The following is a 15,555-nucleotide window of genomic DNA, read 5'->3' on the forward strand; positions in this document are numbered from 1 at the left end:
TATGTTTGCTGTATGAATAACGGATTGCCAGGCGCACAAAGCCCTCAATGCGTTGAATTCATTAAATTATTGGTTTCTAACTTGTCCGCCGGCGATGCGTGATGAGATGCGAGGGTACACGATGAAAATTAAAGCCGCGATTGAGCGCATTCCCGGTGGGATGATGTTGGTTCCGCTGGTGCTGGGTGCCATTTTAAATACCTTAGCGCCTAACACCGGGGCTTATTTCGGTGGATTCACTAAAGGTATGATTACCGGTACGGTGCCGATCCTGGCGGTATGGTTCTTCTGTATCGGTGCTTCCATTAATTTACGTGCAACCGGAACGGTATTACGTAAGTCCGGCACGCTGGTACTGACTAAAATTGCCGTTGCATGGATTGTGGCGATGCTCTGCGCGATGTTCATCCCAGAGAATGGGATCCAGACGGGCTTCTTTGCGGGTCTCTCCGTACTTGCCATCGTCTCTGCCATGGACATGACCAACGGCGGTCTCTACGCCAGTCTGATGAACCAGTATGGCACCAAAGAGGAGTCCGGTGCTTTCGTTCTGATGTCGCTGGAGTCCGGCCCGCTGATGACCATGCTGATCCTCGGCTCTGCAGGTCTGGCCTCGTTTGAAGCGCACCATTTTGTTGGCGCCATCCTGCCATTCCTGATCGGTTTCGCCCTCGGTAACCTGGACCACGACCTGCGTGACTTCTTCAGCAAAGCAACGCCGGTACTGATTCCCTTCTTCGGTTTCGCCCTGGGTAACACCATCAACCTGAACGTGATCCTTCAGACCGGCCTGCTGGGTATCGTGCTGGGCGTGGCGGTGATCATCATCACCGGTATTCCGCTGATTATTGCCGACCGCGTCATTGGCGGTGGCAACGGGACTGCGGGGGTGGCGGCATCATCCGCCGCGGGCGCTGCGGTGGCTAACCCGGTCATCATCGCGCAGATTAACCCAGCCTTTGAACCGGTTGCCGCATCCGCTACCGCACTGGTTGCGGCCAGCGTGATCGTCACCGCGATTCTGGTGCCAATCATCACTGCACTGTACGCCAGACGCTTCGGTAACATCCCGGCGCCGGAAGCTGAAGAACAAAGAGTGGAATCGCTGCACCACTAAGTGACTGACCCTCTCCCACGGGAGAGGGTTTTTACTCTGCGAAGACCTCTTCTACCATGGCTTTCGCCAGTCTTGTCGCCGAACAGAGTCTCGGCATCCCCAGCGCCACGTTTTGCCAGCTTTGCGTCACCGACCAGCAGACCGGATGACGGTCCACATCACACCAGTCGCCCAGCCAGCCCAGCATATCTTTATGATCGATCAGACCCGGAGACGCCGGTGTGGCAAGCCATTGATGGTAAAAATGGCGCGTGGCTGGTGCCGCATTAATGCCCAGCGCCAGGTAGTTCGCCACCTGATTTTGCAGCTCATCTTTCAGCATGGCGCTCACGTCGGCATTGGCCAGCCGGCAGGCGTCGCCAAACGCTCCCCAGCGCAACTCTTCCAGCGCCACATAACCGCGCCCGGCCAGGGACCAGCCGTCGTAATGGCCGGCCCGCCAGCGGGTAAAGATCTGTTCGGTATGCTCACCGGCCTGCACCGTTAATCCACGCTGGCCTAACGCTTTGACTTTCCAGACCGCACGCTGCTGGAAATGAGAAGAGAGGGTATCGTACTGCTGCAACAAGCCTGGCGGGGGCGCATTGCGCAGACCCGTGTGCTGGCGTAATGCGTCCAGTTTCTGTGTCATGCGGGTAAGCGCAAGATGGCCGGGGTCAAACATGCCCGCCAGTTTCTCTGCCAGCCCAAGCCGCAGCGCAGCATTTTCGCTGAACATTCCCGCCATCGCCCATGGACGAAGCTGAGTCTGCGTCATGATCTCCTGGGTTAAACGTTCACGAAACTGCTGTTGCTGTGGCACGAGCGGGGTTTGACGCGTGGCATCCACCCCTTGCACCAAATCGACCATAAATTTGGGATGGATACACTCCAGCGTCCGCCCGGGACCGTCCAGTAGTTGTTTTGTCATGGTTGCTCTGCCGCGAATAGAGTTTGAATATCATCGCGTAACAGTCGGGTATCTTCCTGAATCCACGTCGCGGTGGAGATACACTGTGAAAGCAGCTGAGTGAGCGACCGGGTAGCATGCTCATTCTGCTGGCGCACCGCGAGGCTATCACGCAAGCTTTCTTGTAATCCTGCAAGACATAGCGAAAATTCCGCAAAGAAAGTCGCCATGCCTGCCGTAACAGAGACATCGACCTGCGCGGCCAAAGCTTTACGGATTTGTGCACAAAACTGCGCAATATGGTGATTAATTTTGTCATGCAGCTCAGCCACGTTGATCACGTAACGGGTATGTGTCACGACGTAGTCATCCCAACCCCAGCCAGGATTATTCAGCCAGCGAGAGACCGTTTCACGCACGCTACTCGTGCCTGCCACCTGGCTCGCAGGAAGGTTCTCACGGGCAATCACGTCGTTAAACAGGCCGCGGGTATTAAAGTTAAGCTGGCTGGCCTGGAAGGCCGGGAAGCTGATCCGCGCCCGGAAACCGGCGTGGCTCAACTCTTCTTTGATACGTGTCTCAATGGGGCGCATGGCATCATTCAGCGAGCGCGCCAGGGTGGATTCAAGCTGATCGAAACGCAGAGCCAGTTCACGGCTGATACGCTCTTGCGCCGCCAGCAGAATCATTTCGCAGGAGGAGCGGATTTTACTGAGCACAATCTGCGCCTGGCCTTCATCTTCCAGCACCAGTAGCTCCGCGGCTGCAGGATCATCACTACGCAAACGCAGGTCATAGCCGGTTAGATCGCGCAGATTATCGCTGCTGAAGACCTGACTTATCGCCTGCTGGATTTGCCCCTTCTGCCCGTTAATAAACCCCTCTGCCGTGCAGAGCGCCTCTTCGACTTCATGCCTCACCTCATCGCTGACCGACTCCTGACGACGCTGTAACAGGGCCATGTCCTCTTCCAGACGGGTGATATTGAGCTGTAGCTCATCAAAGGCTACCGTCAGCCCCTGATAGCGAAAATCGAGATATTCACGGGCATTTTGCGCGTAGTTTAATAACTTATGCGATGCAGAACGCAGGGCATACAGCGAAGCGTTAGCATAAGCGGCATAAATCAGCTTGCGGATCGGCTGTTCAAACAGGGAATCTTCCCACAGCAGATCGGCAGAGTGACGAACATGCTCAATGTCGTCGAGATCGGCGGTGCGCCAGCGGCGGCCAAGCGCCGCTTCGGCAAAATCCTGTACCCAGCGCTGGCTCTGGTGATCCGGCAATTTACCGCGTTGATCCAGTTCGTGACGCGCACGGTTTGCCAGATATCCCCACATGGAAGAGACCGGGTAAATCTGCCCCGGAGAGATATACCCCTTCATCAGGGTGCCGGAGATCATCGCCCGCACCTGCTCTTCGTCATCGCTATTACGATCTTTCTGGTCGAATTTATTAACCAGCGCATAGAGCGGCACTGATCTCCCTGCCGCCGAAATGGCCTGACGCACCTCTTCGTCGGAGATCGACTTAAGTTGGGTGTAATCCATCACCGCCAGCACCGCCGAGGCGCGGGAGATCTGTTCTGCCAGCATCTTCTGCAGATGCGGTTGCCCGGCCTCGTTCGGCCCGGGGGTATCAAGAAGTGTTAAGTGTCCGAGATGCGCATCCAGCCCGGCCAGATGAACAAACTCCACCTCAATCACCGGAATGTGTTCGATAGCCGCATATTCAGAGAAGGGAAAGTCGGTTTCCAGCGCCTGGGAAAGCCGCACCAGATCATTTAAGTTTTTCAGACAATAGAAGATGGGCTGGGCGCCGAGATAACGTTTTTCAAACGCCTCCCCTTTTTCAATACGCCCCAGCAGGGCATTCATGTCTTTATCAATTTCCAACTGTTGCGCCAGCTTGCCGCGATCGCAATTACTCAGCTTTATTTGCAGTTGCTTAATTAAGGTATCGATCGGCGCGACGTGCGAAAAGTTCAGCACTGGCTCCTTCTGGCCCGGCGTATGACGAATAAGCGTGGGGAGGGCCGTCATCGGGCGGTTGCGGTTTGGCAACACCTCCGTACCGACGATGGCATTGATGGTGGTCGATTTCCCGGCCTTCATGGTGCCAACAATCGCCAGCACCATCTCCAGCCGGGTAATTTTGCGCAGTTCATTGTTCAGCATCGACTGCTGGGCGTCTAAACCCCGGGCGCTGAAATGCAGCGGCAAGACATTATTGCTTTCACCCGTCAACGCCGTGGTGGTACTGTCCATTACCGCGACAGGCATCGCTTTTAAGGTTTCAAGGTTTTGCAAAGAGAGTTGCAGTAGCCGTTCCGCTTCCTGGCTCAATTCAAATATTGTTTGTGTGTGCATGCAATAACTTCCCTTAACGCAAATTTCTTAATTTTATTAAACCGAATAATTTTAATAATGAAGAATCGGTTTTATTGATTACATGTGGAAAATATCCCCACTAAAATATAAGCGATTGATGCTGTTGAAATTTTATATTTAAAAAATGCATTAACAACGGAGCGAGCCCCTCGGTCAGGGAAACCGAAAGAGTAAGAGCGTAGCTCAAATTTAAGAAAGGTCAGGATATATCATTATTATTTCCCCTACCCAAAATGAGAGGGAGGAGAGCCCTACCCAAACAAAGTGTGGGTAGTTCGGGAAATCTAAAAAATAGCAAAACTGCTCTTACCTTATCCGAAATGGCAGTACGTAGCAATTTGCCGCAATAAAATTCTGATTAATTCAATCATGGCCGTTACTCCGTTGGATGTGGGAGTTAGCATCGCTTAATTGACTGACAGAAAATGTCATCCGCCATACTTTTTTTAAATTTCTTGATAAAAACAATGTCACCGACAACAGTAAGGTTTTACGTTATACTTGCCGCCTTTTTCGACAATACGTCGGTTTTTGGCGGGCACACTCCCGCCGCTTCGCACTATTTCAGGAGTCCATCATGCAGCTACCTCATTGCCCGAAATGCAATTCCGAGTACACCTACGAAGACAACGGTCTGTTTATTTGCCCGGAATGCGCCCACGAGTGGAACGATGCCGAACCGGCACCAGACAGTGACGCACTGATCGTGAAAGATGCGAACGGCAACCTGCTGGCCGATGGCGATAACGTTACCGTAATCAAAGATCTGAAAGTAAAAGGCAGCTCTTCCATGCTGAAAATCGGCACCAAAGTGAAGGGCATCCGTCTGGTTGAAGGCGATCACAACATTGACTGCAAAATCGACGGCTTTGGCCCTATGAAATTGAAATCTGAGTTCGTCAAAAAGAACTGATTTCTCCGCCCGGTGAGGCTTCGCTTACCGGGCGGACGAGAACGACACGTAACGGGCTTCTCTTACCTGAGGTAACGATTATGCCGTTACGTCCCTCCCTCTCCTTCGCCGGCACTTGTGCAGAGGCAATCGCCTGTCATCGCCATCGCTTCAACTCTTCAAACTCCCGCAACCAGTACTTAACCTAAATGTCACATTGATCCGCCAGCATGAGGCCACATTTATCGTGAGGCCCGACACATGCACACTGTCATTCGCGTCGAAAAACTGAGTAAGTCTTTTAACCATAATAAGGCGCTGCATGCCGTTGATCTGACCGTCCAGCAGGGCGAAATGGTGGCGCTGCTGGGGCCTTCCGGTTCAGGAAAGTCGACCCTGCTGCGCCATTTAAGCGGCCTCATTACCTGCGATAAAACGCCGGAAAGCCACGTCGAGCTGCTGGGTAACACCGTCCAGCGCGCCGGCCGCCTGGCATGTGACATCCGTAAAAGTCGCGCCCAGACAGGCTACATCTTCCAGCAGTTCAACCTGGTGAACCGCCTGACGGTGCTGGAGAACGTGCTGATTGGCGCGCTCGGCAGCACCCCGTTCTGGCGCACCTGTCTGCGCTGGTTCTCCCCTTCCCAGAAACAAGAAGCCCTGCAGGCGCTGACCCGCGTCGGCATGACCCACTTCGCCCACCAGCGCGTCTCCACCCTCTCCGGTGGACAACAGCAGCGCGTCGCCATTGCCCGTGCCCTGATGCAGAAAGCGAAAATCATTCTGGCCGACGAACCCATCGCCTCACTGGATCCGGAATCGGCGCGCATCGTGATGGAGACCCTGCGCGACATCAACCAGAACGACGGCATCACCGTGGTGGTCACGCTACACCAGGTGGACTATGCCCTGCGCTACTGCGAGCGCATCGTCGCCCTGCGTCAGGGACATGTCTTCTTTGATGGCGCAAGCCATCAGTTCGATAACGAACGCTTTGACCATCTCTACCGCAGCATTAACCGCGTCGAAGAGCGCGCGCAGGCTGCTTAATTCACCCGATCCGAGGAAAGTACATGAGCTACAAAGCCGTTGCCGCGCTGGCCTTCACCAGCCTGTTCAGCATCAGCACCCTGTTAAGCCCGGCGTATGCCGAGGAGCAGGAAAAAGCGCTGAACTTTGGCATTATTTCGACGGAGTCACAGCAGAACCTGAAGCCTCAGTGGGAACCGTTCCTGAAAGATATGGAAACCAAACTGGGGATCAAAGTGAACGCCTTCTTCGCCCCGGACTACGCGGGCATCATCCAGGGGATGCGCTTTAACAAGGTCGACATCGCCTGGTACGGCAACCTCTCCGCAATGGAAGCGGTAGACCGTGCCAACGGCCAGGTCTTTGCGCAGACCGTGGCGGCAGATGGCTCTCCGGGCTACTGGAGCGTGCTGATCGTGAACAAAGACAGCCCGATCAATAACCTCAACGACATGCTCGCCAAACGCAAAGAGCTGACCTTTGGCAACGGCGATCCGAACTCCACTTCCGGGTTCCTGGTGCCGGGCTATTACGTCTTCGCCAAAAACAATATTTCCACCAACGAATTCAAACGCACCGTCAACGCCGGGCACGAAACCAACGCCCTGGCCGTGGCCAACAAGCAGGTGGACGTGGCAACTAACAACACCGAAAACCTCGACAAGCTGAAGACCTCCGCGCCGGACAAGCTGAAAGAACTGAAGGTGATCTGGAAATCACCGCTGATCCCGGGCGACCCGATCGTGTGGCGTAAAAACCTCTCAGAAAGCACCAAGGACAAGGTGTACGACTTCTTTATGGCCTACGGCAAAACGCCGGAAGAGAAAGCCGTTCTGGAGAAGCTGGGCTGGGCACCGTTCCGCGCCTCAAGCGACCTGCAGCTGGTCCCGATTCGCCAGCTGGCGCTGTTTAAACAGATGCAGGGCGTGAAGGACAACAAGGGGCTGAAGGAGGAAGAGAAGAGCAGCAAAGTGTCTGAAATTCAGGCACAGCTGGACGATCTCGACCGCCTGACCGCCGCGCTCGGCGCGATGACCAGCGTGAATAAAGCGGTGCAGTAAATCTTTTCTCCCTCTCCCTGTGAGAGAGGGTAAAAACCGCACCGGACAGTCCCCTCTCCCTTGAGGGAGAGGGTTAGGGTGAGGGGGAAATGCACACGCTGATGCCCTCACCCCGGCCCTCTCCCACAGGGAGAGGGAGAACAGATAAAGGAGTCACCATGCAAACCATCACTCTCCCACCGCCAAAGCGCAGCTGGTTCTCGCTGATCAGCTGGGCCATCCTGCTGGCGGTGCTTGTTATCTCCTGGAAGGGCGCGGAAATGGACCCGCTGCTGCTGGTGAAAGATTCCGGCAACATGGCCACTTTCGCCGCCGACTTCTTCCCGCCGGACTTCAGCCAGTGGCAGGACTACCTCGGCGAAATGGCCATCACCCTGCAAATCGCCGTCTGGGGCACCGCCCTCGCGGTCATCCTCTCGATCCCGTTTGGCCTGATGAGCGCCGAAAACATCGTGCCATGGTGGGTGTACCAGCCGATGCGCCGCCTGATGGACGCCTGCCGCGCCATTAACGAAATGGTCTTCGCCATGCTGTTCGTGGTCGCCGTCGGTCTCGGCCCCTTTGCCGGCGTAATGGCGCTGTTTATTCACACCACCGGCGTGCTCTCCAAGCTGCTCTCCGAGGCGGTGGAAGCCATCGAGCCTGGCCCGGTCGAAGGCATCCGCGCCACCGGCGCCAACAAAATTGAAGAGATTCTGTATGGCGTGTTGCCGCAGGTGATGCCGCTGCTTATCTCCTACTCCCTCTATCGCTTTGAATCCAACGTTCGCTCGGCCACCGTGGTCGGCATGGTTGGCGCAGGCGGTATCGGCGTCACCCTGTGGGAAGCGATTCGTGGTTTCCAGTTCCAGCAAACCTGCGCCCTGATGGTACTCATCATCATCACCGTCAGCCTGCTGGATTTCCTCTCTCAACGTTTGCGTAAGCACTTCATCTGAGAAGCGAGGCTTTGATTTCTATGCACTTATCCAGACATCCGACCAGCTACCCAACCCGTTGGCAAGAGATTGCGGCAAAGCTCGAAGTGGAACTTCGCACCCACTACCGCTGCGGGGACTATCTGCCCGCCGAGCAGCAGCTTGCCGACCGCTACGAAGTGAATCGCCACACCCTGCGCCGCGCCATTGACCAACTGGTGGAGCGCGGATGGGTACAGCGCCGCCAGGGCGTCGGCGTGCTGGTGCTGATGCGCCCGTTCGACTACCCGCTTAACGCGCAGGCGCGCTTTAGCCAGAACCTGCTCGACCAGGGCAACCACCCTACCAGCGAAAAACTGCTCTCAGTATTACGCCCGGCCTCCAGCCACGTGGCGGACGCACTGGGCATTACCGAGGGTGAAAACGTTGTACACCTGCGTACCCTGCGCCGGGTCAACGGCGTGGCGGTGTGCCAGATCGACCACTACTTTGCCGACCTCTCCCTCTGGCCGGTGCTGCAACATTTCGCCAGCGGTTCGCTGCATGATTTTCTGCAGGAGGCCACGGGCATCGCGCTCAAGCGCACCCAGACGCGCATCAGCGCCCGCCGCGCGCAGGCAAAAGAGAGCAAGGTGCTGGAGATCCCCAACATGGCTCCGCTGCTCTGCGTGCGCACCCTCAACCACCGTGACGGCGAGATCAACGCGACGGAGTACTCCGTCAGCCTGACCCGCGCCGACATGATTGAATTCACCATGGAGCACTGAATGCACTTCGATACCGCCACCCGTCAGCACTGGATGCGCGTCCTGGCACATAGCGACCCCGGGGCGTTGCAGGCGCGCGTCTCTGCCCTTGCCCTCACGCCGACCTATGAACTGATCCGCGCACCGGAGAGTGGCCTGGTGCAGATCCAGGCGCGCATGGGCGGCACCGGAGAACGCTTTTTTGCCGGTGACGCCACCCTCACACGTGCTGTTGTGCGCCTGTCCAGCGGTACTCTGGGTTACAGCTATCAGCTGGGGCGTAACAAACATCATGCCGAGCAGTGCGCCGTTATCGACGCCCTGCTGCAAGAACAACCCTATTTCCAGTCATTGATGGAAACCTTGATTACCCCGCTGGAAGCTGACCGCGCCGCACGCCTTGCTGCGCGTCAGGCTGAAGTTAACACCAGCCGGGTCGACTTCTTTACGCTCGTTCGCGGAGATAACGCATGACGCTTCAACCCGCTTTTACCCTCGCCGTCCAGGATGCCCAACAAAGTTTTCGTCGCCTGCTGAAAGCCATGAGCGAGCCGGGCGTCATCGTCTCGCTGCATCAGCTTGCGCAGGGCTGGTTGCCGCTGAACCTCGCCACCACCAGCGTGCTGCTGACGCTGGCCGACAACGATACCCCGGTGTGGCTCTCCGGTGCGCTGACCAACGACATCGCCTGTCAGAACCTGCGTTTTCACACCAACGCGCCACTGGTTGAACAGCCCAAGCAGGCGGTCTTCGCCGTGGCCGACGAGCAGATCAGCCACGAGCAGCTCAACGCCCTGAGCGAAGGCACTGCCGTGGCGCCAGAGGCCAGCGCCACGTTGATTTTGCAGGTCACCAGCCTGAGCGGTGGCCGCATGCTGCGCCTGACCGGGGCAGGCATTGCCGAGGAGCGCATGGTCGCCCCTCAGCTGCCGGAGTGCATTATTCATGAGCTGACCGAGCGTCCGCACCCGTTCCCGCTGGGTATCGACCTGATCCTCACCTGCGGCGAGCGCCTGCTGGCCATCCCGCGAACCACCCACGTGGAGGTGTGCTGATGTACGTTGCCGTCAAGGGGGGCGAGAAGGCGATTGCCGCCGCCCACATGCTGCAAGAGCAGAGACGACGGGGTGATGAACAGCTTCCCGAGCTGAGCGTCGCCCAGATAGAACAGCAGTTAAACCTCGCCGTCGATCGGGTGATGACCGAAGGGGGCATCGCGGATCGCGAACTGGCGGCGCTGGCGCTGAAGCAGGCCAGCGGCGATAACGTCGAAGCGATTTTTCTGCTGCGCGCCTACCGCACCACGCTGGCGAAACTGGCGGTAAGCGAGCCGGTGAGTACCCCGGAGATGCGTCTGGAACGCCGCATTTCGGCCGTTTATAAAGATATTCCCGGCGGTCAGCTGCTTGGCCCCACCTACGACTATACCCACCGCTTGCTCGATTTCACCCTGCTGGCGAACGGCGACGCACCGTCGCTTGCCACCTCCGATGCCGCGCAGGAAGCCTCTCCGCACGTCTTTAGCCTGCTGGCGAAGCAGGGCCTCGCAAAAGCGGAAGAAGATTCCGGCACGGTACCTGACGACATTACCCGTACGCCGCCGGTCTATCCGTGCTCGCGATCGTCGCGCCTGCAGCAACTGATGCGCGGCGACGAAGGGTATCTGCTGGCGCTGGCCTACTCCACTCAGCGCGGCTACGGGCGCAACCACCCGTTCGCGGCGGAGATCCGCAGCGGCTACCTCGACATCGAGATCGTGCCAGAAGAGCTCGGTTTTGCGGTGAACGTCGGCGAACTGCTGGTTACCGAGTGTGAAATGGTTAACGGCTTTGTCGCACCGGAAAATGATGACCCGCACTTTACCCGTGGCTACGGGCTGGTGTTCGGCATGAGCGAGCGCAAGGCAATGGCAATGGCGCTGGTTGACCGCGCCCTGCAGGCAGCGGACTACGGTGAGCACGCTGCCGGCCCGGCGCAGGACGAAGAGTTCGTGCTGGCCCACGCGGATAACGTCGAGGCCGCAGGCTTTGTCTCGCACCTCAAGCTGCCCCATTACGTCGACTTCCAGGCCGAACTGGAACTGCTGAAACGCCTGCAACGGGAGCGCAGAAATGGCTAACTTAAGCGGCTATAACTTTGCCTATCTGGATGAGCAAACCAAACGCATGATCCGCCGCGCCATCCTGAAAGCCGTGGCCATTCCGGGCTATCAGGTGCCGTTCGGCGGCCGCGAAATGCCGATGCCCTACGGCTGGGGGACCGGTGGCATTCAGCTCACCGCCAGCGTAATCGGCGAAGCGGACGTGCTGAAGGTTATCGACCAGGGGGCGGACGACACCACCAATGCGGTGTCGATTCGCAACTTCTTTAAGCGCGTCACGGGCGTGAACACCACTGAAAAAACTGAAGACGCGACGCTGATCCAGACCCGTCACCGCATCCCAGAAACGCCGCTCGCGGAAGATCAGATCCTGATTTTCCAGGTGCCGATCCCGGAGCCGCTGCGCTTTATCGAGCCGCGTGAAACCGAGACCCGCACCATGCACGCGCTGGAAGAGTACGGCGTGATGCAGGTGAAGCTGTACGAGGATATCGCCCGCTTCGGCCATATCGCCACCACCTACGCCTACCCGGTGAAGGTGAACGGACGCTACGTGATGGACCCGTCGCCGATCCCGAAATTCGATAACCCGAAGATGGACATGATGCCCGCCCTGCAGCTGTTTGGCGCCGGGCGCGAAAAACGCATCTATGCCGTCCCGCCGTATACCCGCGTGGAGAGTCTCGATTTTGACGACCACCCGTTTACGGTGCAGGCCTGGGACGAGCCGTGCGCCATCTGCGGCTCGCAGCACAGCTATCTGGATGAAGTGGTGCTGGACGATACCGGCAAACGGATGTTTGTCTGCTCCGACACCGACTACTGCCGCCAACAGAGCGAGGCGAAAAGCCAATGAAACCGCTGCTTTCGGTTAACAACCTGACCCACCTTTACGCGCCGGGCAAAGGCTTTAGCGACGTGTCATTTGAATTGTGGCCGGGAGAAGTGCTGGGGATTGTCGGCGAGTCCGGCTCCGGCAAAACCACCTTGCTGAAATCGATCTCCGCGCGCCTGACGCCGCACAACGGCGACATTCTCTACGAAGGCGCCTCGCTGTACGGCATGAGCGAGGCCGAGCGCCGCCGCCTGCTGCGCACCGAGTGGGGCGTGGTGCATCAGCACCCGATGGACGGCCTGCGCCGTCAGGTTTCGGCGGGGGGCAATATCGGCGAACGGCTGATGGCGACCGGCGCGCGCCACTACGGCAACATCCGCGCCACGGCGCAGCACTGGCTGGAGGAGGTAGAGATCCCCGCATCGCGCATCGACGACCTGCCCTCCACCTTTTCCGGTGGGATGCAGCAACGTTTACAGATCGCCCGCAATCTGGTGACCCATCCGAAGCTGGTGTTTATGGATGAGCCAACGGGCGGGCTGGACGTCTCGGTACAGGCGCGCCTGCTCGACCTGCTGCGCGGCCTGGTGGTGGAGCTGAACCTTGCGGTGGTAATTGTCACCCACGATCTGGGTGTTGCGCGCCTGCTGGCGGACCGTCTGCTGGTGATGAAACAGGGTCAGGTGGTGGAAAGTGGGTTAACCGACCGCGTACTTGACGATCCCCATCATCCGTACACCCAGCTGCTGGTGTCATCGGTATTGCAGAACTAAGAGGCCAACATGATCCGCGTAGAAAACGTGAGTAAGACCTTTGTGCTCCACCAGCAAAGCGGCGTGCGCCTGCCGGTACTGCAACACGCCTCGCTGGAGGTCAGCAACGGCGAATGCGTGGTGCTGCATGGCCACTCCGGCAGCGGAAAATCGACCCTGCTGCGCTCCCTGTATGCCAACTACCTGCCGGACGAAGGCCACATTCATATTCGTCATCACAACGAGTGGGTGGATCTGGTGCAGGCTCCGGCGCGCAAAGTGCTGGAGGTGCGTCGCTCAACGATCGGCTGGGTCAGCCAGTTCCTGCGGGTGATCCCGCGGATCTCAGCTCTGGATGTGGTGATGCAGCCCCTGCTGGATCTGGGCGTGCCGCGTGAAACCTGCGCCGCCAAAGCCGCCAGCCTGCTAACGCGCCTGAACGTGCCGGAGCGCCTGTGGCACCTTGCCCCCTCGACCTTTTCCGGCGGCGAACAGCAGCGCGTCAATATTGCCCGGGGGTTTATCGTCGATTATCCCATTTTGTTGCTCGACGAACCCACCGCCTCGCTCGACAACAAAAACAGCGCAGCGGTAATTAAACTGATCGAACAGGCCAAAACGCGCGGCGCAGCGATCGTCGGGATCTTCCACGACGACGCCGTACGCGATCGCGTCGCAGACAGATTGCACCCGATGGGGACCCACGCATGATTATTAATAACGTCAAACTGGTGCTGGAAAATGAGGTCGTTGATGGCTCGGTTGAAATTCAGGAGGGCATCATCCGCGCCTTTGCCGAAACCCAGAGCCGCTCCCCGGAGGCGATGGATGGCGACGGCGGCTGGCTGCTGCCGGGGCTGATTGAGCTGCATACCGATAATCTGGATAAATTTTTCACCCCGCGCCCGAAAGTCGACTGGCCCGCCCATTCGGCGATGAGCAGCCACGACGCATTGATGGTCGCCAGCGGCATCACCACGGTGCTGGACGCGGTGGCGATTGGCGACGTGCGCGACGGTGGCGATCGTCTTGAGAATCTGGAGAAGATGATCAACGCCGTGGAAGAGACCCAGAAACGCGGCCTCAACCGTGCCGAGCACCGTCTGCATCTGCGCTGCGAACTGCCGCACCACACCACCCTGCCGCTCTTTGAAAAGCTGGTAGAGCGCGAGCCGGTTTCGCTGGTCTCGCTGATGGATCACTCGCCCGGCCAGCGCCAGTTCGCCAACATTGAAAAATACCGTGAGTACTACCAGGGCAAATATTCTCTGAACAACGAAGAGATGGCCCGCTACGAAGAAGAACAGCTTCAGCTTGCAGCACGGTGGTCTCAGCCGAATCGCCTCGCCATAGCCGCATTGTGCCGGGATCGTCACATCGCGTTGGCCAGCCACGACGACGCCACGCCCGAGCATGTACGCGAATCTCATCAACTTGGCAGCGTGATCGCCGAATTTCCTACCACGTTTGCAGCGGCAGACGCCTCGCGCCAGCACGGCATGAATGTGCTGATGGGGGCACCTAACATCGTACGCGGCGGCTCGCACTCCGGCAACGTGGCGGCCAGCAAACTGGCCTCCCTTGGCCTGCTGGATATTCTCTCTTCCGATTACTACCCGGCGAGCCTGCTGGACGCGGCTTTTCGCGTGGCGGATGACGAAGGCAATAGTTTCACCTTGTCTCAGGCCATTCGCCTGGTGACAAAAAACCCGGCAACGGCGCTCAATCTTCACGATCGGGGCGACATTGCCGAGGGCAAACGGGCGGATCTGGTGCTGGCGCATCGCAAGGGCGAGCACATCCATATCGACCACGTCTGGCGTCAGGGTAAACGGGTGTTCTGATGGGACGACTTATCTGGTTAATGGGCCCCTCGGGCTCAGGTAAAGACAGCTTATTGTCGGCGTTACGGCAGCAAGAACATACCCAGCTGCTGGTGGCGCATCGCTACATTACTCGCGCGGCCAACGCCGGGAGTGAAAACCATATTGCCCTCAGCGAGCAGGAATTTTTTACCCGCGCCGGGCAAAATCTGCTGGCGCTAAGCTGGCACGCCAACGGCTTCTATTACGGGGTCGGTATTGAGATTGACCTGTGGCTACATGCCGGGTTTGACGTGCTGGTCAATGGCTCACGCGCCCACCTGCCGCAGGCTCGTGCCCGCTATGAAGCGGCGCTGATGCCCGTCTGCCTGCAAGTGTCGCCAGAGATTCTGCGTAGCCGACTGCAAAGCCGGGGACGCGAGTCGGATCATGAGATAGAGCAGCGACTGGCGCGCGCGGCGCGCTATACCCCAGCGGACTGCCATCTCCTCAATAACGACGGAAGTTTGCTACAGTCAGTCGGTACCTTCTTATCGCTTATCCGTCAAAAGGAGAAACTGCATGCCTGACTGCCATCTTCGCCCCGCCGCCGCCGACGACGCCCAGAAGGTTTACGCCCTGATCTGCGAACTGAAGCAGGCCGAGTTCGATCACCAGGCGTTTCACGCCGGTTTTCTTGCCAATCTTCAGGATCACAATATGCGCTATCAACTGGCCGAACTGGACGGGCAGGTCATCGGCATGATCGGCCTGCATATGCAGTTTCATCTGCATCACGCCCGCTGGATCGGCGAGATCCAGGAGCTGGTGGTGATGCCGCAGGCGCGCGGCCTGAAGGTGGGCAGTCAACTGCTGGCCTGGGCCGAGGAGGTTGCCCGCCAGGCGGGAGCGGAACTGACAGAGCTCTCCACCAGCGTGAAGCGCACCGACGCTCACCGTTTTTACCTTCGTGAAGGCTATACGCAGAGCCATTTTCGCTTCACCAAACCGCTGTAGAGAGGGT

General features: G+C 58.1%; 17 protein-coding genes. 15 read left to right on the forward strand and 2 right to left on the reverse strand.

What is annotated here, in order from left to right; translation table 11 throughout:
- Positions 1 to 121: 121 nt before the first annotated feature.
- On the forward strand, positions 122 to 1,117 hold the full coding sequence (gene kdgT, locus WFN75_RS14770) for a 2-keto-3-deoxygluconate transporter (RefSeq protein ID WP_040077550.1): 996 nt from the start codon (positions 122 to 124) through the stop codon (positions 1,115 to 1,117).
- 31 nt (positions 1,118 to 1,148) lie between these two features.
- On the opposite strand, the gene WFN75_RS14775 is transcribed toward kdgT, so the two are convergent.
- Together WFN75_RS14775 and crfC are read right to left on the reverse strand one after the other, a co-directional pair.
- Positions 1,149 to 2,027 carry a diguanylate cyclase regulator RdcB family protein gene (locus WFN75_RS14775; RefSeq protein WP_046885498.1) on the reverse strand — a complete coding sequence of 293 codons (879 nt, stop codon included), beginning with the start codon at positions 2,025 to 2,027 and terminating at the stop codon, positions 1,149 to 1,151.
- The gene (gene crfC, locus WFN75_RS14780; protein ID WP_336996407.1) at positions 2,024 to 4,375 is read right to left on the reverse strand and encodes a clamp-binding protein CrfC; all 2,352 of its coding nucleotides are present in this window, start codon (positions 4,373 to 4,375) and stop codon (positions 2,024 to 2,026) included. Before crfC ends, WFN75_RS14775 begins: the two co-directional genes overlap by 4 nt.
- Positions 4,376 to 4,973: 598 nt before the next feature.
- Between crfC and WFN75_RS14785 the strand changes: the two genes are divergently transcribed.
- From WFN75_RS14785 to phnO, 14 genes are all read left to right on the forward strand, one after another.
- Positions 4,974 to 5,309: a zinc ribbon domain-containing protein YjdM gene (locus WFN75_RS14785; protein ID WP_040077554.1), complete on the forward strand. Its 336-nt coding sequence runs from the start codon at positions 4,974 to 4,976 to the stop codon at positions 5,307 to 5,309.
- Between the two features lie 240 nt (positions 5,310 to 5,549).
- On the forward strand, positions 5,550 to 6,338 hold the full coding sequence (gene phnC / locus WFN75_RS14790; protein WP_336996408.1) for a phosphonate ABC transporter ATP-binding protein: 789 nt from the start codon (positions 5,550 to 5,552) through the stop codon (positions 6,336 to 6,338).
- A 23-nt stretch (positions 6,339 to 6,361) separates the two neighbouring features.
- Positions 6,362 to 7,378, forward strand: a complete 1,017-nt coding sequence (phnD, locus tag WFN75_RS14795) for a phosphonate ABC transporter substrate-binding protein (RefSeq protein WP_263616660.1) — start codon at positions 6,362 to 6,364, stop codon at positions 7,376 to 7,378.
- A 158-nt stretch (positions 7,379 to 7,536) separates the two neighbouring features.
- Positions 7,537 to 8,316 (forward strand): phosphonate ABC transporter, permease protein PhnE, encoded by a 780-nt coding sequence (gene phnE, locus WFN75_RS14800; RefSeq protein WP_212478528.1) that lies wholly within the window; start codon positions 7,537 to 7,539, stop codon positions 8,314 to 8,316.
- Positions 8,317 to 8,336: 20 nt separating this feature from the next.
- On the forward strand, positions 8,337 to 9,062 hold the full coding sequence (gene phnF, locus WFN75_RS14805; RefSeq protein WP_336996409.1) for a phosphonate metabolism transcriptional regulator PhnF: 726 nt from the start codon (positions 8,337 to 8,339) through the stop codon (positions 9,060 to 9,062).
- The gene (phnG, locus tag WFN75_RS14810; RefSeq protein WP_207292827.1) at positions 9,063 to 9,515 is read left to right on the forward strand and encodes a phosphonate C-P lyase system protein PhnG; all 453 of its coding nucleotides are present in this window, start codon (positions 9,063 to 9,065) and stop codon (positions 9,513 to 9,515) included.
- Entirely contained in the window at positions 9,512 to 10,096 is a 585-nt protein-coding gene (phnH, locus tag WFN75_RS14815; RefSeq protein ID WP_336996410.1) for a phosphonate C-P lyase system protein PhnH, read from the forward strand. The genes phnG and phnH overlap by 4 nt, the downstream gene beginning before the upstream one ends.
- A complete protein-coding gene (locus tag WFN75_RS14820; RefSeq protein WP_336996411.1) occupies positions 10,096 to 11,160 on the forward strand; it encodes a carbon-phosphorus lyase complex subunit PhnI in 1,065 nt (354 codons plus the stop codon). The genes phnH and WFN75_RS14820 overlap by 1 nt, the downstream gene beginning before the upstream one ends.
- A complete protein-coding gene (gene phnJ, locus WFN75_RS14825) occupies positions 11,153 to 11,998 on the forward strand; it encodes an alpha-D-ribose 1-methylphosphonate 5-phosphate C-P-lyase PhnJ (protein ID WP_233803211.1) in 846 nt (281 codons plus the stop codon). Before WFN75_RS14820 ends, phnJ begins: the two co-directional genes overlap by 8 nt.
- On the forward strand, positions 11,995 to 12,750 hold the full coding sequence (gene phnK / locus WFN75_RS14830; RefSeq protein ID WP_336996412.1) for a phosphonate C-P lyase system protein PhnK: 756 nt from the start codon (positions 11,995 to 11,997) through the stop codon (positions 12,748 to 12,750). The genes phnJ and phnK overlap by 4 nt, the downstream gene beginning before the upstream one ends.
- A 9-nt stretch (positions 12,751 to 12,759) precedes the next feature.
- Complete coding sequence (gene phnL / locus WFN75_RS14835; protein WP_336996413.1) at positions 12,760 to 13,440, forward strand: phosphonate C-P lyase system protein PhnL; 681 nt, start codon at positions 12,760 to 12,762, stop codon at positions 13,438 to 13,440.
- Positions 13,437 to 14,573 carry an alpha-D-ribose 1-methylphosphonate 5-triphosphate diphosphatase gene (gene phnM, locus WFN75_RS14840; RefSeq protein ID WP_233803213.1) on the forward strand — a complete coding sequence of 379 codons (1,137 nt, stop codon included), beginning with the start codon at positions 13,437 to 13,439 and terminating at the stop codon, positions 14,571 to 14,573. The genes phnL and phnM overlap by 4 nt, the downstream gene beginning before the upstream one ends.
- Positions 14,570 to 15,121, forward strand: a complete 552-nt coding sequence (gene phnN / locus WFN75_RS14845) for a ribose 1,5-bisphosphokinase (RefSeq protein ID WP_154298836.1) — start codon at positions 14,570 to 14,572, stop codon at positions 15,119 to 15,121. The genes phnM and phnN overlap by 4 nt, the downstream gene beginning before the upstream one ends.
- Positions 15,114 to 15,548 (forward strand): aminoalkylphosphonate N-acetyltransferase, encoded by a 435-nt coding sequence (gene phnO / locus WFN75_RS14850; RefSeq protein ID WP_336996414.1) that lies wholly within the window; start codon positions 15,114 to 15,116, stop codon positions 15,546 to 15,548. The genes phnN and phnO overlap by 8 nt, the downstream gene beginning before the upstream one ends.
- The last annotated feature ends 7 nt before the right edge of the window (positions 15,549 to 15,555 follow it).

The sequence above is a fragment of the Leclercia sp. UBA7405 genome, assembly GCF_037152215.1.
In the GTDB taxonomy this organism is placed as follows: domain Bacteria; phylum Pseudomonadota; class Gammaproteobacteria; order Enterobacterales; family Enterobacteriaceae; genus Enterobacter; species Enterobacter pneumoniae.